Below are 16185 nucleotides of genomic sequence, written 5' to 3' on the forward strand. Positions count from 1 at the left end.
ATAATTTGATCTAAATATAAAAAAAGCGTATCGATCCCCTTCGTTAGAAAAGAGTCGATACGCTTTTTGCAATTATTTTACTTTTCGAGAATGTACATGAGGTATTCGTTGAACAGGCACTTCTACTACTATAGAACGATGTCTATAAGCTTCGATCGATAGCACACACTGCCAGAGCAATAATAATACGGTAATCCATGCTGTGATAATCACTATTCCATTCTGTAGAGACAATGCCGACTGATGAACAAACGTACTTACATCGATCATAACCAGACGCCATGTAAATAGATTGAATATTCCCAGTGTAAATATTCGACTCCACTGGGTCACATCATACGTACCAACCGCTGTTTTCCAGCCATTTCGTCTGATTCTCATTACAGCACGAATCATTTCAATACATTCCACGACAAGTAAAATAGCGAATGTCACCCACCATAATACAGATACAGTACCCAATGTCCAACTGGACGTTTCAATAACAGCTACACCTGTAATCGCCAATGCTCCATACATCATCACATTGTTACTTTGTGACTGATCTGCTGTATTCCAGGCATACCGTACATAACGATAGATCATTAAGCTGGCTAATACGACATATAGAATCAATCCCCAACCAATCAACAAACGGCAAATGATCAACATCGCTTCACTATGTCCAAAAATATCATACAACAACATCGCAATCGATTGAGTAGCTACTGTTGCGAGCAATACAATCCCGTGCACATGTCGTCCACCTTGCATTCGAGCGATATCAATCATGCTTTTACCAACCCAATACATAAAAAAGACCCATAATCCTATCGTCATTACTGCTAAGATCAACACGGTCTCATATACCCATGAAGATGGAAACGAAGTATAAATCGTAATCAACAAAATTGATGTTCCTGCAATCCATGTCCCTATCGCAAAGCGTCCGACTGGATCAGCCAAATGTATATTAAAAAATTCATCTTTACGAATAGAAGTAATATAACCCAGTAATAAGTAAATCCAAATAGCAATCAATATGATTACAAAGATAGAAGTCGCATAAGAATACACAGATAATCCTGTAATTTCACTCCATGCTCCTTGTATAAAAATACCTCCGACCATCAGTATACTTCCTGCAGCAGTAGGCATATCAGACTTTCGCCTATACGTATGTGTAGTCATTAAGCCTACAATGATGCAAGCGAGCATCAAAATAATCAGCATCTCTATTGATCTCCTTTTTACTATTTGCTATATATTACTAATCATTATACTTCATTTAGCATCAAAATTGGTTAATCACTTCAATTATACAGATTTCGATAATAATCATAATGGCATATATATTAAAAATGTCTTTCTACTTAGTTACCATTCTATCATGCCATTATCATCAAAAAATCCACCATTAGGTCCTGTATTATCAAGAGTTGCTAGATGAATAGCAATATCAGCTCCTTGTTCAGGTGTACGTTTACCTTTGAAATCATTAAAATCTGTTGCTACATGACCAGGTGCTGCTGAGTTTACTTTGATGCCTTCGTTTTCTAGCTCTCTAGCATAATGGACCGTTAGTGCGTTCAGTGCAGTTTTTGAAGAAGAGTATGAGATCGAAGGCTGTCCAACAAAAGCTCCTTCATTACCAAGCGATCCTCTCAAACTAGATATATTCACAATTCGTCCAGACAACGATTTCCTAATTAAAGGTAACATTTCATTTGTGACCGCAACAACTCCAAATATATTTGTTTCATAAATAGTTCTAAATTCATTGACATCTGCTTCTCCTGGTTTAGTTCTAGATGCTGCAACTCCTGCATTATTAATTAGAATATCCAAATGCCCATACATACTCTCTATTTTTTGATAGGCTGCTTTGATAGAATCAGCATTAGTCACATCAATTTCTAGTAGATGAATATCTCCATCATTTTTCAGATCATTTACAGCTTCTAGTCCACGTTCTACATTTCTAGATCCCAGTAGTACAGTGATCCCTTTTTTCGCCAGACCTTTTACAATAGCTTTTCCGATTCCTTTATTAGCACCTGTAACAAGCGCAACTGTTTTAGATTCCATTTTTACTCCTCCATTTTTTTCGCAGGTTTAATTTTTTTAAGTTTGATCGTAATTATATTTTGAAGTTCTATCATTTGTTGCTCTAGTGTTGTCTGATGATCTTGAAGCATGTTATATCTGCTTTCAGATGTATCTAGTTGCATGTATTTTTTTATATTTTCTAATGACATTCCCGTTTTTTTTAGACAAGCTATGACGTTGAGCATATCCACAAATTCTGAATTATATATTCGATAACCAATGTCATTACGCATAACTGGTGGAATCAGTCCGATTTTTTCATAATAAAGAATAGTATCTTTTCCTATCCCAGTCATATCTGAAGTTTGTTTCAAAGTATTCATTGTATGCATCTTATCACCACCTTCTTTTCTCTACATATGTATACTACAGCCCTGAGTTCACTCCGGGTCAAGCTTCTATTTTTAATTTTGTATAATGTAAATTAATCCAGATAAAATACATATCAAACATAAAAAAAGGAGATCCATTATAAATGGTCTCCTTTTGCTTATTTCTTTTATTCCACTTTTGAACTTTATAATTATTGATCTTCTTTTGTGACTAATTTCAGAGGAGCTGGAATAGATTTCTCGACCGTTTTCCCTTGCAATACATCACGAGCAGCATCGACTGCCATTTGTCCGATCAATTCAGGTTGTTGAGCGACTGTAGCTGTCAATTTGCCGTCTTTGATCGAATTGAGCGCATCCTCATTACCATCGAAGCCGATCACAGGAATGTCTTTACCTGAACTTTGGATCGCTTCTATCGCACCGAGTGCCATTTCATCGTTATGAGCGAATACCGCTTGTACATCTGGATTTCCTTGAAGTAGATTTTCCATAACGGTTAGACCTTTAGTACGGTCAAAATCTGCTGCCTGACTAGCGACTACATCTAATTCTTTATCTGCGATATCATGAAAACCTTTACCACGTTCACGAGTAGCAGATGCACCAGGTACGCCTTGTAATTCGATCACTTTAGCATCTTTGCCTAATTGTTTGACAATATATTCAGCCGCCATTTTACCACCTTTAGCATTATCGGAAGCGACCAATGCTTTGACATCTCCTTTGTCCGCAGAACGATCTAACGTCACAACAGGAATATCTAGTGTATTTGCAGATTGAACCGCCGCAGAGATCGCTGCTGAATCAGTCGGGTTGATTAACAGTGCGTCTACCCCTTGCTGAATCAAATCATCCACATCATTACTTTGTTTGGCAGAGTCATTTTGAGCATCAACAACGATCACTTGGATATTTAGCTTTTTCGCTTCTTTCACGACTCCGTCTTTGAGTGATACGAAAAATGGATTATTTAAAGTAGATACAGAGAGACCAATCTTAATCTCGCCTGCATTTGCTGATTTTTTGGATTTGGCCCATGCTGGAGGTTGAAGTGAACATCCTGCTAATAGGATCACAGTCATTATAACTGCAAGTAGCGATATACCTTTTTTCATACTGGATTCCTCTTTTCCTTTTAAAATCAATGTATTATGCAGATTTTTTACGATCAATCAATACCGCTATAACAATAACGATCCCTTTTACAACCATCTGATAGAAAGAAGATACCCCTAGCAAATTCAGACCGTTATTCAATGTACCAATAATCAATGCACCAATCAGTGTACCTACAATACGTCCACGTCCACCCGAAAGACTGGTTCCGCCTAGTACGACTGCTGCAATAGCATCCAGCTCATATGATGTACCTGCTGTTGGTTGCGCAGAATTAAGACGAGATGTTAAGATTGCGCCTGCTAATGCAGATAATGCACCTGCTAAAGAGTAAATCATAATTTTAACGCGTGGTACTTTAATACCGGATACGATAGCTGCTTTCTCATTACCACCAATCGCATATGTTTTACGACCAAATGGTGTTTTGTGCAAGATCACCCATAGTACGATAAATGTAATTGCCATCGTAATCGCCGGTACAGGAATCCCTAAGAAATATCCACGTCCGAATAATTGAAATGCCATACTGTCGCCAAGCCCTGTGATAGGATTACCATTGGTATATACGAGAGTGAGTCCACGGAATATAGTCATTGTCGCTAGTGTAGCAATAAATGGAGCCATTTTACCTTTGGTGATCATCAGTCCATTGACCATACCCATAACGCCACCTGCTGCACATCCGATAATAATTGCTAAGATCGGATCAACCCCTGCTAACATCAGATTCGCTACAAATGCACTGGACAAAGCCAGAATCGAACCAACCGATAGATCAATACCACCTGTCAAAATAACAAAAGTCATACCAAATGCAATTAACGCATTAATCGCCACCTGGCGCAACAGATTCAAAATATTAAGCGGTTCCAAAAAGTCTGGATTCAATACCGATACAATAATGACTAGAATAATAAATCCAAGCAACGGACCGAGCTTTTGTGTTACATTCGATAATTTGAAATTTTTCTCTGGTTTTTCTTTCGTTATGGTTGTCATATTACTGTCCTCCTGTAGCTAACGTCATAATATTTTCTTGCGTAGCTTCTTGACTGGATAATTCTCCGCTAATCTTACCTTCATGGACAACTACAATACGGTCACTCATTCCAAGTACTTCTGGCAATTCAGAGGACACCATAATAATCGCTACACCACGATCGGTAAGTTCATTCATCAATTGATAAATTTCACGCTTCGCTCCTACATCTACCCCGCGTGTCGGTTCGTCCAAAATCAATACGCTTGGGCCAATACCAATCCATTTCGCAATTACGACTTTTTGCTGATTACCACCGGAAAGGCTACGTGCAGGTGTCTCCGCAGATTGAGTTTTTACTTGCAATCGTTTGATTAATGTATCTACAAACTCCGCTTCTTTTTTACTAGAAATAAATCCTTTCGAAGAGAAACTAAATAAGTTAGGTAGCGCCATATTTTCACGAATTGAAAAATCAAGTACTAATCCTTCGTCTTTACGATCTTCGGTAATAAAGCCTATACCATGCTTCACTGCATCATCCGGTCTGCGAATATTTACTTTTTTACCACGTATCCAGATTTCTCCGCTATCGAGCGTATCTAGTCCAAACAACGTACGCATAATCTCTGTGCGTCCCGAACCCATCAATCCGGAGAAACCTACAATTTCTCCTGCATGAACCGTAAAACTCACATTCTGGAATTGACCTTTTTTGCTAGCATTTTTCACTTCCAAAATCACTTCACCAGGTTGCGGTGTACGGGCAGGATAACGTTCTGTCAATTCACGACCTACCATTTTTTTGACTACTTCATCGAAATGAGTATGTGGAATTTCTTTGGTATCGACTGTTTTGCCATCACGCATAATTGTAATTCGATCACAAATCGCAAATATTTCTTCCATTCTGTGCGAAATGTATACAATCGACACACCTTCTTTTTTGAGCGCCATAATCACTTCAAATAACTTTTGAATTTCACGCTCGGTTAGTGCAGCAGTTGGTTCATCCATAACGATTACTTTCGCATCTGTCATTAAAGCTTTGGCGATCTCAATCATTTGTTGTTGTCCTACAGAACAATCTCCTGCTTCACCTTGCAAAGGTAAATCGACTGCTAATTTGCGGAATTGCTCTTTTGCTAGCGTTTTCATTTGTTTGGTATTGAGTAAACCCCATTTGGATGTCATCTCTTTACCGATAAATAAATTTTCAAGTACGGTCATATCACGCCAGATATTAAGCTCTTGATGGATAAAAGCGATCCCTTTTTGTTCAGCGACTTTGGGATTATCAAAATAGGTTTCCTGTCCATCTATTACAATTGTGCCTTGATCGCGCTCATGCAGACCAATCAAAATATTCATTAATGTTGACTTGCCAGCTCCATTTTCACCCATCAGTGCATGAACTTCGCCTGCGCGGAGATCAAAATCGACTCCGCTCAAGACTTGGTTTGTACCGAAGGATTTGTAAATACCATTCATTTGAATCTGCATAGACAATGCCTCCTTTAAATCTGTTATGCTATTTATGCTTGCTGCTCATGCTGTTCTTTTACTGCTGTGTTGCTCCAAAATGAACACCTGCATGCAAAATGCAATTAGCATAGGGTCTGGATTCACCCGTACGAATAATTACTTTTGCTTTTTGACAGTAACGCTTGAACTCTTCATGACTACATCTGGACAATGGAATACTTGCGAACTTATCTTGCATATATAAAAATGTATCTTCATTCTGCTGTACCATCTCTTCTGCGATTGTAATCTGTTCGATCTCCATATCTTCTGAGATCACATGAACGACATCGCGGAAGCTAGGCACTCCATACGTAAGAGCAAGATCAATTTTAGGCACTCCATCCGGTACAGGTAATCCTATATCAGCAATCACAATATAATCCGTATGTCCAAGATCAGCCAATACTTTAGCAATATGACTATTCAAAATTCCACTTTTCTTCATTACAATTGTTCCTCTACTTCTTGACGTGTAGGCATTCCGCCTTGTGCACCAAATTTAGTGACTGAAAGAGAAGCTGCGCGATTGCCAAAACGTAGTGCATCTTGCAAAGACTGACCTTCTGCTAATGCCACCCCAAAAGCCGCATTGAACGTATCTCCTGCACCTGTTGTATCTACAGCGTCTACTTTGTACGTCGGCACAACGACTTCTTGTTGCCCATCATAATAACGAACACCGTTACTACCTTCGGTTATGAACAAACGGTTGGGATGTTGACGTAATGCTTCTTCTAATGTCAGCCCTTCAAACACAATTCCTGCTTCATGTTCATTCGGCGTAATATAAGAAAGATTGTTGATCACAGTCTCGTTAACATGACGAGCCGGTGCTGGATTTAACAATAAAGGCACATTAGCATCAGCGCATATTTGGCTAACATACGTTACCGTTTCTTCTGGAATTTCTTGCTGAATCATTACAATATCGGAAGCTTTAATCACATCAATCGCTTGAGCTACATACGCTGGAGTTACATGATCATTAGCTGCTTTCACGAAAATAATACTGTTATCTCCTTCAGCTAAAATAATATGTGCTGTACCGCTCTCCATATCTGTAACCGGTTCCACATAGTCTACATTTACATTATTGTCTTTGAAGTTTTGTAAAATCGTTGTTCCCAAATAATCATCACCCACACGACCGATCATAATCACTTCTGCTCCTAATCGTGCGGCGGCTACAGCTTGATTAGCTCCTTTTCCACCGGGAACCGTTTTGAAACTTTCTCCAAGAACGGTTTCTCCTGCACCCGGGCGCTTCTCAGAAGTAACTACTAAATCCATCGAACAACTACCAATAACACAAATTTTAGCTTTAGAAGAATGATGCTGAGATTGAGACATATTAAATTTCCACCTTTCTACTTCTTTTTATTGGGCAATCAAGACATGCTATTTTATATTTAGTATCAATTAACTGTACTTAACAATGATATCTTATACAAAAATAATAGATTACAGCTTACGTGTTGTCTCGCGTTCTATAAATTGAACAGGCATCTGAATCGTTCGTTGTTCCCCTGCTGTACCTTCAATCAATTGAATTAATAAATCTGCCGCCGCTCTGCCCATATCATAGGCTGGTTGACGAATTGTAGATAATGCTGGCGATAACAGACTACTTAAAGGAATATCATCAAATCCGATAATCTGCACATCTTGCGGTACTTTTTTGCCCAAACGATAGGCTTCTTGTATTACTGCTGTCGCTACAATATCATTACTTGCAATCACACCATCTGTATTAGGATATTGTTCAAACAGCTCTTTTGCCCAGCGATCTGCATCGGTAAATGAAAAAGATGAAGTCTGTGTCGTATGATAATCGATCCCCATATCTTGTAACACTTCTATCGCTCCTTGAAAACGATCTTGTGCAGGGCGAATATGAATAGGTCCTTGCATCACTGTAATATGATGGCTTCCACGCTGAATCATTTGCTGGGCTGCAAGTCGTCCACCTTCTCGACCATCTGCATATACAGCAGGACGATCACTAGATATACGATCCAAAAAAACGACCGGAATTTTGAGTGAACGATATGAAGCTGTACCTGGATCATTGGTAGATGAGATCACACCGACAACATTGTTTTGGACAAAAGTCTGTATGTAATCTTGCTCTTTCTTTTGACTTTCGTCACTATTGCCAAAAATTAAGCGGAATCCACTTTCCTGCATCCGATCTTCTACCCCACGAGCTAATTGAGGAAAGTAAGGGTTCGTAATATCAGGTAGCAACAGACCAATTAATCTGGATTTACGTTTATATAAAGAACGTGCTACTTCATTAGGTGTATAGTTCAATTGTTGAACAGATTCTTCTACTTTACGCCGCGTATCTTCATGCACATAACCTGTTTCATTGATCACTCGTGAAACAGTAGCAACAGATACACCTGCATGGCGTGCTACATCTTTTATCGTTGTCATTTTCTTTTCACCTCGATGTGTAACCGGTTACAGGTATAAATTATCATATGTTTTTCGTTTTGACAACTATTATTTTAGATTTTATATGTTGATGGGGATAATGGAGTCACCTCTTCCTTTTTACATTTTGCATTTGGATACCTTAGAAGTATGGATGATATGTGTAGTAGCAAAGTATATTTTTTATTTTATTATTATGAATTTTTCATATGATGAAATTTAGTAAAATAGAGTTGATAAAGGCTATATTGTACTAACCTTATCGCACAAAAAAGCTACCTTCTATAATTTCTAAGAAGATAGCTCCTATTTATGATGAAAATAGATGTGTTTATTATATCAATCGAATCTATATTACGTTTGTCCTACCCATTCTGGTTCCGCAATTTCTTGCCAGCGACTGCGTATTGCTTCGAAATGTTCTTTGGATAGCGCTCCTTCTTTTAATAAAGCAGCATTTTCTGTCCAACGACTTGGCTTTGTTGTTCCAACAATCGCTGTATCTATTCCTTCAATACTCAATGTAAAACGTAGTGCACGTTCGATACTTTTTTGCACTTCTTCATCTTGCAAAAATCCATAATTCAGATCACGCAATCGATTCCAATATACAAATGGATATTCTTGCGCACCGACCGTTTCAAATGTCCATGCAGCATTAGCAATAGGACGCTTGGCAACAATACCCATTCCTTGCTTGCGTGCTTCTGGAATAGTAAGAGCGATCGCTTCTTGGTCAGCAATATTAACAGATGTTTCAAGACTATCAAATACACCTGTATTGATAGCATACAGGGCATTAGTATGATCACCACTATAACCGATATAGCGCGTTTTGCCTGCTTGTTTGGCACGTTGTAGTACTTCAATCACTTCGCCACGACGAAGCACTTCTTCAGAGCAACTATGTAAATGTATAACATCTACATAATCTGTTTTGAGTCGCTTCAGACTGCGATCGATACTTTGCTTTAACATCACAGGGTCCCAGTCTGGTGCATCAAAATCTGCGGCATGACCACATTTAGTAAATAAATAATAATCATCCCGACGATGAGACAGTGTATTTCCAATTAATTCTTCACTTTTTCCATAACATTCAGCAGTATCAATTACATTTAAGCCAGCATCTAATGCGCTATTCAGTAATTGTTTAACATCACTTTCGCTGACTCCACTGCCTATTTCAGAACCACCAAATCCCAGTACACTGACTTCCATATCTGTTTTACCATACTTGCGCTTCTCCATGATTGTAGCCTCCCTGGTCATCTTGATTCGCTAATTTATTACCCTTCAGCTGTAAGCGTAATCACTTTATTGGAAAATATTGATTTGGATGATTCCAAGGAGGTTGATCCCAGACTACTTTTCGTGCAAATACAGTGTGATCTATTCTAGTTTCAGTATAAAACGTAGATTGCGGAGGTTGTATATTATCCATATCCAATTGATTCGGTATAATAGCTGCATCAAATGACCAGTAATTGCTTTGAATTTGCTTACTGATCAGTGCTTCCCAAGGTTGTCCATCTGTAGCTTCATCCGTAAAATATATCGCCGTCTCACTAAAATGTTTATGAAAAAGACATATAACGTCCCAAATTAACGGTTGCCATTCTTTTTTTAAATGAGCATTTATATAATCATCTATAATATGATCACTCTCAAAAAATAAAGCAAGTTCGACGACATTCTTTTGAAGTTCTGTAAAAACATACGGTGTTAATCCTATCAAAGCAGGCCAAACGCTTACCCATGTATTATTTTTTAAAAGAGAAGTACGTTCTGCATTACAACCTGTATACATAAAAAAATTATCAGATAGCTCCCATTCAATCGTACCAAAATACGTTTGTAGATAACTATGTTCAAATCCATATTCAGATAAACATCGTATAAAACGATCTCTGACCTCTTTAAAGTCTGTTTCAGCACATTCTATATACAGTTGAACTTGAGAGTATTCAGGCATAATTGTTCATAACTCCAAATCAAATTCATCATCTTCTAAACGTTCTGGACTGATCCAGCTCATTTTTTGAAGATTCAGTATTTCTTTAAATTGATCCACCAAATCATGCATAAAATCTAACTGATCTAGATGCTTTTGAGTCATAATCTGCTTTAATTGCTCAATCTGTTCTGGACTCACTTCAAATAGAGTAAATTGCTCTACATGACAATTTTGAAATAGCTGTTGGAGTTGTTCTTGGTATGCCGGATTCTGATGTAATTCAGTCAGCAATTGTGAACGAACTCCTTCAAAATCAGGATTAGTATATAACAGCTCTACTGGATCTTCTTCAGGGTAACGATCCAGTGCCATTTGATGCAAAGATATTTCTTCTAATTCGTAATTATAATCAAAGTGAGCTTTTGATATGCCGTTCGATATAATTTCATAACTCCATCCATGATCTTCTGCATGATCAAAATGGAGCACAGGTACCGTATTGGAAATCTGATAAATAGAGTCAGGAACTTTTTTCTTAAAACTGGTATCTTTCATAAAAAACAAAGTCCAATGTTCATTAAGATGACCTGTAAAAAGAGGATTAAAATCTTCCAATAACTCACTATGTTTGCGCTGAATCAAATGTCCAATCGTATATTCACTCATTAGGCAACTCCTTATTGTATTAGAACTTTTTTATGGAAGCTGTAACATGGCTTTGATCATGGCTAGGTATTCACGCAACATATTTTGAGGCAATAAATACCCTAGTGACGGGCTTGCTATACCATGCACTTTGAAGCCAAGTGTAGAAGCGATCATTTCTGCACGATACAGATGATAATTGCTCGTCACGATCATATTCGAAGGTTGATGGATACCTCGTGCTTGCAAAATATCTTGAGAAAACTTCAAATTTTCAAAAGTGCTAGTCGAACGATTTTCTTGAATAATACGAGTCTGATCAATGCCTTGACTAACCAGATAGCGACTCATTGCTTCCGCTTCTGTAATATCTTCCCCCGGGCCTTGACCACCGGATACGATAACAGGCATATGAGGGTGTTGCTTCAAATAAACAATCCCTGTATCAACTCGCTGTTGCAAAATAATCGATAACTGTGAACCTTTCAGCCCTGAACCCAAAATAATCATATAATCTACATGAGAAGCTTGTGTATCATTGATTTTAAAACCAGATATGATCATAGATTCAATAATTGCAAATGAAAGTACAACTACAAAAATTACTGTAACGATCATTCTTTTGAATATGTCATGACTGCCTATCTTTTTCAAACGTTTTAACATGATTGTTCTCCTTATGTACAAGCGAATTGCTATTGAACCGATGATCTACTCTATTTTTTAATTTTTTAAATTCCTACTGCAAAAGCAATCAAAATAAGTATGGCTGTTACCCAATACATATAGGCTAAAGATTTTCGTTGTTCTTTAAAAAGAGATATCCCTGCAGAAATCATCATCAATCCAAGAAACAAATAAGTATAGCCAGTATATTTTTTTGTGACAAATTCCCAAATAGAAAGACCAATAACTAATACTACCAAAACAATAGTAATGATTTTAAAAGATAATTTATTACGTAACATCATATCCCTCCTTTCTTTTTTAAAATTATAACATCATTACAGATGTTTGCGAAATGTATGCTAAATGTACAGCAAATCAAAACTATCAAAAAGACTCCACTGCTACTTGAGCAACAGTGGAGTCTTTGACAAAGCAATTCTTGTACTTGTTTAGTTCTTTTCTTGATGTATTTCTTTGTTCATACCATTTACAATACGTAATAATTCTTTCCCTGTACCTAACTTGTATCCTTGCAAGCAGTATCGAACTCGTTGTTGTGCATCTACAACGATCACAACAGGTAGTTGATCTCCTCCTAATGAAGTGAGGCACTCTGACCATTGTTCTAGAAATTGGTAGTTTGAATCGATTGCAATCTGAGACTGAGCTGGCAAAGGATCTAAAATAACCGCTCCATATTCTTGCTCATCTGCAATCAATAACTGAATATCACCCGCCCATATTTCCAATTCTGCTCGCAGTTCTGCCAATTCACGTAATAAATGCTTGGTCGGTTCACGTTCAGGCTCTAGCCATGCTAGAATATGACCTTCTTTTCTATCCTCTTTTTCATCGTTTGGTTGCAACGAATAAATATGATGTTGTAAAGGTTCTGGCAATGTTTCCAAAAGAACAGGTATCTGTTGCTGTTCTGTACCGAATACTAACTCTACTTCTATTTGCTGATCAGGTTGTACATTAAAGTAAGCAAAGGTACCTAACACACTCCCATCTTCAAGACGGGTTCCTGTTGTCAAACGATAATCCCCTGCTAATACATCATACGGTTGCTGGTACACCTCTTTTTCGCCATAAGGAATATCCAATGTGCGATAAATACCATTTTCAAAAATAGCGACCGTAAAATTATGCTGATATTCTGCAACCACTTCTACATCATCTGAAGCACGTACAAATTGTATTTGACCCGTAGCCGAAGCCAATACACTATCCTCAACAAATGTAGATTGCTCTTGCTTCCATTTAACTGAATGCCATGTACCTTGTAACTGATATTGGGGAATAGCATTTAGTGGTTCTAAACGCGCCGCAATACCAAGACTACGTGCAGCCGCTACAAAAGCAATATCACGACTTACCGAATCAGTCACTCCTAATTGATGAGCCGCCGCAGGTGTTGCCATTCCTGTATAACGATCTATATGATTATTAACTGCGATCTCTTGTTCCAGTACAGTAGCTAATAGCATAGGATCAGAGCGGAATGCCTGTTGTTGCTCTGTATTCCATTGATCAGCGAAATAGTTACGATACGGTGTAAGCATTTCAAAATGGACTCGTGGACATAGAACGTATTGATCCCAATCACTTGAATAGATATGAGATGCTTCGTCTAATGATATAACACCTTGCAGATGATCGTGTAATACTGGTCGGAACGTATCTGTTAGATCTTTAGGACGTAACGATTCTAATAAACGCAACCCTAATGCACGTTCAGCCAGAGTACATTCGCCAAGAAAAGCAGCAATCTCCTCTCCGTTTCCTTTCGCTGTTTGCAGTATATTCCACACCCGATCTGGCGGTAACTGCCATTCTTTTGCATATTGACGCGCTTGTTCTTGATCTATAAATGTGTGTTCAAAAGCAGTACGAATCGCTGTGCCTGCTTTGATTCTTTGTACATGTTGATGAGCAGTAGATTCGTCTACTTTCGTTCCACTATCAATAACAGGAGCAACAGGTGGAGTCATTTTCCATTCTTCTCTTACAACCGTTGGACTTGTATTAGTGGTAGTCTGTTCTGCATATACAGAAGTGTTATACCTTTTTAATACTAATGTTATTTCAGATGATGTATTCGTATTTAGAAAAACTGTTCCCCATACAGAAGATGTATACGCATGAATAAACAAGTCACCATATCCTGTTGTTAACGAAGCATGTCCTTGATCATCGGTCATTAACGAAGTCAAAGGATAAAATTCAGCCGAGTTGTACAATTGAAATTGAACTTCGGCTATTATAGGCTTTCCTGCTTCATCGGTTACATGAATATGAATCGTTTTGACATCTGCATAATGAGCCAACAAATTAATTTCGGTATACCAGGGATGTGTTGTTGTTACTTCTTCAGGGCCATTGTAATCTGCAAATACACGTGTGTGTACTAACATTGCACGCTTAGCAGGTAAGCGAAACCATCCTTCGTCAAGTACAGGTTCCGGTTCACACGCTCCTAGAAAGTGCCATTCTCCATCTGCCCATGCTTCTACCCATGCATGATTAGAATCGCAATGTGCCCAGCGTGGTGTATAACATTGACGAGCAGGAATTCCAATACTACGCAGTGCAGTTACAGTCAAGGTCGATTGCTCCCCGCAACGGCCGAGTGCAGTCCTCATGATTGTAAGCGGAGAAACAGTGCGTATATCTGTTCCAATATAAGTTGCACGCTCATGACACCAATAATTCGTTTCCAATATAGCATCCGTCATAGATAAATGCTGTACCCGCTCTGCTAATTCCTCGTAAATCACTGACCGACTGTGATCGATATTCTCGTTATTTACTCGATAAGGCAAAACATAATTTACAAAAATTTCATCAGGGATACGTGCGCCCCAAGGCATATCTGCTTGTACTTGTAGCACTTGCCGAATATGGTTTAGAAAAAAAGCACCATCATAATCAGCCAGATCATGTAATGGCATATACGCATATAGAAATTGAAGCAACTGCTTTTCCTGCTCTGAAAGGTCTTGTTCAAATACAGCAAATAATGATTCCTCGCGTCCTTGAGCTTGTTCTTTTTTCCAAGCAAACTTTTCTTCGATTACATCCATATTGAGTCCATAAGCTGTATTGACTGTCATGAATATACCTCCCGATTCATAATGATCACTGTACCATTATGATTGTAGTATTTTCCTTATTTAGCAATATTCATTCCCAATACTAATCAAGCTTCTTGCCATACCCATCCATCTTGACGAATACAGAGGCGAGTCTGCTCATCAGGTATTTTGATAGAAATCTGGAACATACTACTTGTCGTCTCCAATTGAAGTTGTTCTATGTCTGCAATACTTTGAATGTCTTGAGGTAAAGTCTGATATATCGTTGCCAGTTGATCACAATACTGTTGATGTTCACTTGCATACTGACGCTGACGATAATAGAGCTGTCGTAATAACCATTTGTACTGTTCAACCGTAGTCAGATGCAGTTGGTGTTCGGTATGATTGACGTTCTGCTCATCTGTAAAGATTACATATCCCCATAGCTCAGGATAGTGCATATTTACAATTCCCATTGGACTCCATACCCAGTTGTCTTCTGGAAAAGAACGACCTGTCGCTGGATCAATTCTTTTGACATATTGATCATCTATAATATCTACTTGCCATTGTACACGTGAGAAATTAACACGCCAGTGCTCACCAGCTATCGGAGCACGTTTATGTAGCGAACACTCTTTCAAAATCGACCATGGCATGGCAATCTCTACACTCCATTTACGATTGGTAGCTAGCGGATTGTTCAACTCTCCATCAATATAAACGGCTGTCCGTAGTCCGCTCATATCCCATCCATTTATTGCAGGCCCTTCATCTCGATACGGCTTCACCAGCAACAAATCCCAGACTGTATTAAGCGCATTGATTTCAAACTCATAATACTGATGTGTATCTCCATCAGGATCGATAAAAACTTCAAAATCATTATCATAAAAAATAACAGAATCTCGCTCTGTCTGTGTTGCCCATATTTCATTGTCTTCTAATTCTGCACCTATATAAAAATAATCATCATCCCAAAGCATTTTGACACGTGTCTGCTTGGAAGGTAATGGCTTCAAGTCGCCTTCAATATCTACAAATGAATCTGTCCAACTGGTTTGCTCCCAAAAAGGCTGGTCTAATTTCCCACTCCAGTCGCTTTGTCCTTCTGCTTGTTTACATACATAATGTTTGGGTTGGTATTGAATATGAGGTTCAGGAACCGTAGATAGCTTATGCACGATGTCATCTCCTTTGTTTGTCAGCAATTCTTACATTTATTCTAAAATAGATCATAATGTTCGTAAATATGGCATTTATACACTTCAATATATGTCGTATTTGTCTTTATGATGACTAAAATAGTATAAAACAGCGTTATTTGTACAGATAATAGTCAAAGAT

At 38.2% G+C, this 16185-nt stretch carries 16 protein-coding genes; all 16 read right to left on the reverse strand.

The genetic code is table 11. The features are described from left to right. Positions 1–72: 72 nt before the first annotated feature. Positions 73–1212: an SLAC1 family transporter gene (locus tag QE450_RS09445; protein WP_307298791.1), complete on the reverse strand. Its 1140-nt coding sequence runs from the start codon at positions 1210–1212 to the stop codon at positions 73–75. A gap of 144 nt (positions 1213–1356) precedes the next feature. Then, positions 1357–2067 carry an SDR family oxidoreductase gene (locus QE450_RS09450; protein ID WP_274172759.1) on the reverse strand — a complete coding sequence of 237 codons (711 nt, stop codon included), beginning with the start codon at positions 2065–2067 and terminating at the stop codon, positions 1357–1359. A 2-nt stretch (positions 2068–2069) separates the two neighbouring features. Beyond that, positions 2070–2420: a MerR family transcriptional regulator gene (locus QE450_RS09455; RefSeq protein WP_307298795.1), complete on the reverse strand. Its 351-nt coding sequence runs from the start codon at positions 2418–2420 to the stop codon at positions 2070–2072. Positions 2421–2611: 191 nt separating this feature from the next. Next, positions 2612–3538, reverse strand: a complete 927-nt coding sequence (gene rbsB, locus QE450_RS09460) for a ribose ABC transporter substrate-binding protein RbsB (RefSeq protein ID WP_307298798.1) — start codon at positions 3536–3538, stop codon at positions 2612–2614. A gap of 34 nt (positions 3539–3572) precedes the next feature. Next, entirely contained in the window at positions 3573–4541 is a 969-nt protein-coding gene (gene rbsC / locus QE450_RS09465; RefSeq protein ID WP_204823919.1) for an ABC transporter permease subunit, read from the reverse strand. Between the two features lies 1 nt (position 4542). Then, entirely contained in the window at positions 4543–6024 is a 1482-nt protein-coding gene (locus QE450_RS09470; RefSeq protein ID WP_273612569.1) for a sugar ABC transporter ATP-binding protein, read from the reverse strand. Positions 6025–6082: 58 nt separating this feature from the next. Beyond that, entirely contained in the window at positions 6083–6493 is a 411-nt protein-coding gene (gene rbsD / locus QE450_RS09475; protein ID WP_307298801.1) for a D-ribose pyranase, read from the reverse strand. Continuing rightward, a complete protein-coding gene (gene rbsK / locus QE450_RS09480; protein ID WP_307298804.1) occupies positions 6493–7398 on the reverse strand; it encodes a ribokinase in 906 nt (301 codons plus the stop codon). The genes rbsD and rbsK overlap by 1 nt, the downstream gene beginning before the upstream one ends. Before the next feature lie 111 nt (positions 7399–7509). Then, positions 7510–8487, reverse strand: coding sequence for a LacI family DNA-binding transcriptional regulator (locus QE450_RS09485; RefSeq protein WP_307298806.1), 978 nt, complete (start codon positions 8485–8487; stop codon positions 7510–7512). Positions 8488–8841: 354 nt separating this feature from the next. Then, a complete protein-coding gene (locus tag QE450_RS09490; RefSeq protein WP_307298809.1) occupies positions 8842–9738 on the reverse strand; it encodes an aldo/keto reductase in 897 nt (298 codons plus the stop codon). Positions 9739–9799: 61 nt separating this feature from the next. Continuing rightward, the gene (locus tag QE450_RS09495) at positions 9800–10462 is read right to left on the reverse strand and encodes a hypothetical protein (protein WP_307298813.1); all 663 of its coding nucleotides are present in this window, start codon (positions 10460–10462) and stop codon (positions 9800–9802) included. Positions 10463–10468: 6 nt separating this feature from the next. Then, positions 10469–11110: a hypothetical protein gene (locus tag QE450_RS09500; protein ID WP_307298816.1), complete on the reverse strand. Its 642-nt coding sequence runs from the start codon at positions 11108–11110 to the stop codon at positions 10469–10471. A gap of 30 nt (positions 11111–11140) precedes the next feature. Continuing rightward, entirely contained in the window at positions 11141–11755 is a 615-nt protein-coding gene (locus QE450_RS09505; RefSeq protein WP_307298818.1) for a YdcF family protein, read from the reverse strand. A 65-nt stretch (positions 11756–11820) separates the two neighbouring features. Continuing rightward, complete coding sequence (locus QE450_RS09510; RefSeq protein WP_273612577.1) at positions 11821–12057, reverse strand: DUF3953 domain-containing protein; 237 nt, start codon at positions 12055–12057, stop codon at positions 11821–11823. A 150-nt stretch (positions 12058–12207) separates the two neighbouring features. Next, positions 12208–14874 (reverse strand): transglutaminase-like domain-containing protein, encoded by a 2667-nt coding sequence (locus QE450_RS09515; RefSeq protein ID WP_307298823.1) that lies wholly within the window; start codon positions 14872–14874, stop codon positions 12208–12210. A gap of 86 nt (positions 14875–14960) precedes the next feature. Continuing rightward, on the reverse strand, positions 14961–16022 hold the full coding sequence (locus QE450_RS09520; RefSeq protein WP_307298826.1) for a carbohydrate-binding family 9-like protein: 1062 nt from the start codon (positions 16020–16022) through the stop codon (positions 14961–14963). Positions 16023–16185 lie beyond the last annotated feature (163 nt).

The sequence above is a fragment of the Paenibacillus sp. SORGH_AS_0306 genome (assembly GCF_030819345.1).
Taxonomy (GTDB): Bacteria; Bacillota; Bacilli; order Paenibacillales; family Paenibacillaceae; genus Saccharibacillus; species Saccharibacillus kyungheensis.

Excerpts from the sequence above, each read along its gene's own strand:
- QE450_RS09470 (WP_273612569.1), bottom strand. The coding sequence starts at position 6,024 with ATGCAGATTCAAATGAATGGTATTTACAAATCCTTCGGTACAAACCAA.
- rbsC (WP_204823919.1), bottom strand. The coding sequence starts at position 4,541 with ATGACAACCATAACGAAAGAAAAACCAGAGAAAAATTTCAAATTATCG.
- QE450_RS09445 (WP_307298791.1), bottom strand. The coding sequence starts at position 1,212 with ATGCTGATTATTTTGATGCTCGCTTGCATCATTGTAGGCTTAATGACT.
- QE450_RS09455 (WP_307298795.1), bottom strand. The coding sequence starts at position 2,420 with ATGCATACAATGAATACTTTGAAACAAACTTCAGATATGACTGGGATA.
- QE450_RS09515 (WP_307298823.1), bottom strand. The coding sequence starts at position 14,874 with ATGACAGTCAATACAGCTTATGGACTCAATATGGATGTAATCGAAGAA.
- QE450_RS09495 (WP_307298813.1), bottom strand. The coding sequence starts at position 10,462 with ATGCCTGAATACTCTCAAGTTCAACTGTATATAGAATGTGCTGAAACA.
- rbsB (WP_307298798.1), bottom strand. The coding sequence starts at position 3,538 with ATGAAAAAAGGTATATCGCTACTTGCAGTTATAATGACTGTGATCCTA.
- QE450_RS09505 (WP_307298818.1), bottom strand. The coding sequence starts at position 11,755 with ATGTTAAAACGTTTGAAAAAGATAGGCAGTCATGACATATTCAAAAGA.
- QE450_RS09450 (WP_274172759.1), bottom strand. The coding sequence starts at position 2,067 with ATGGAATCTAAAACAGTTGCGCTTGTTACAGGTGCTAATAAAGGAATC.
- QE450_RS09500 (WP_307298816.1), bottom strand. The coding sequence starts at position 11,110 with ATGAGTGAATATACGATTGGACATTTGATTCAGCGCAAACATAGTGAG.
- QE450_RS09485 (WP_307298806.1), bottom strand. The coding sequence starts at position 8,487 with ATGACAACGATAAAAGATGTAGCACGCCATGCAGGTGTATCTGTTGCT.
- QE450_RS09510 (WP_273612577.1), bottom strand. The coding sequence starts at position 12,057 with ATGTTACGTAATAAATTATCTTTTAAAATCATTACTATTGTTTTGGTA.
- QE450_RS09490 (WP_307298809.1), bottom strand. The coding sequence starts at position 9,738 with ATGGAGAAGCGCAAGTATGGTAAAACAGATATGGAAGTCAGTGTACTG.
- rbsD (WP_307298801.1), bottom strand. The coding sequence starts at position 6,493 with ATGAAGAAAAGTGGAATTTTGAATAGTCATATTGCTAAAGTATTGGCT.
- rbsK (WP_307298804.1), bottom strand. The coding sequence starts at position 7,398 with ATGTCTCAATCTCAGCATCATTCTTCTAAAGCTAAAATTTGTGTTATT.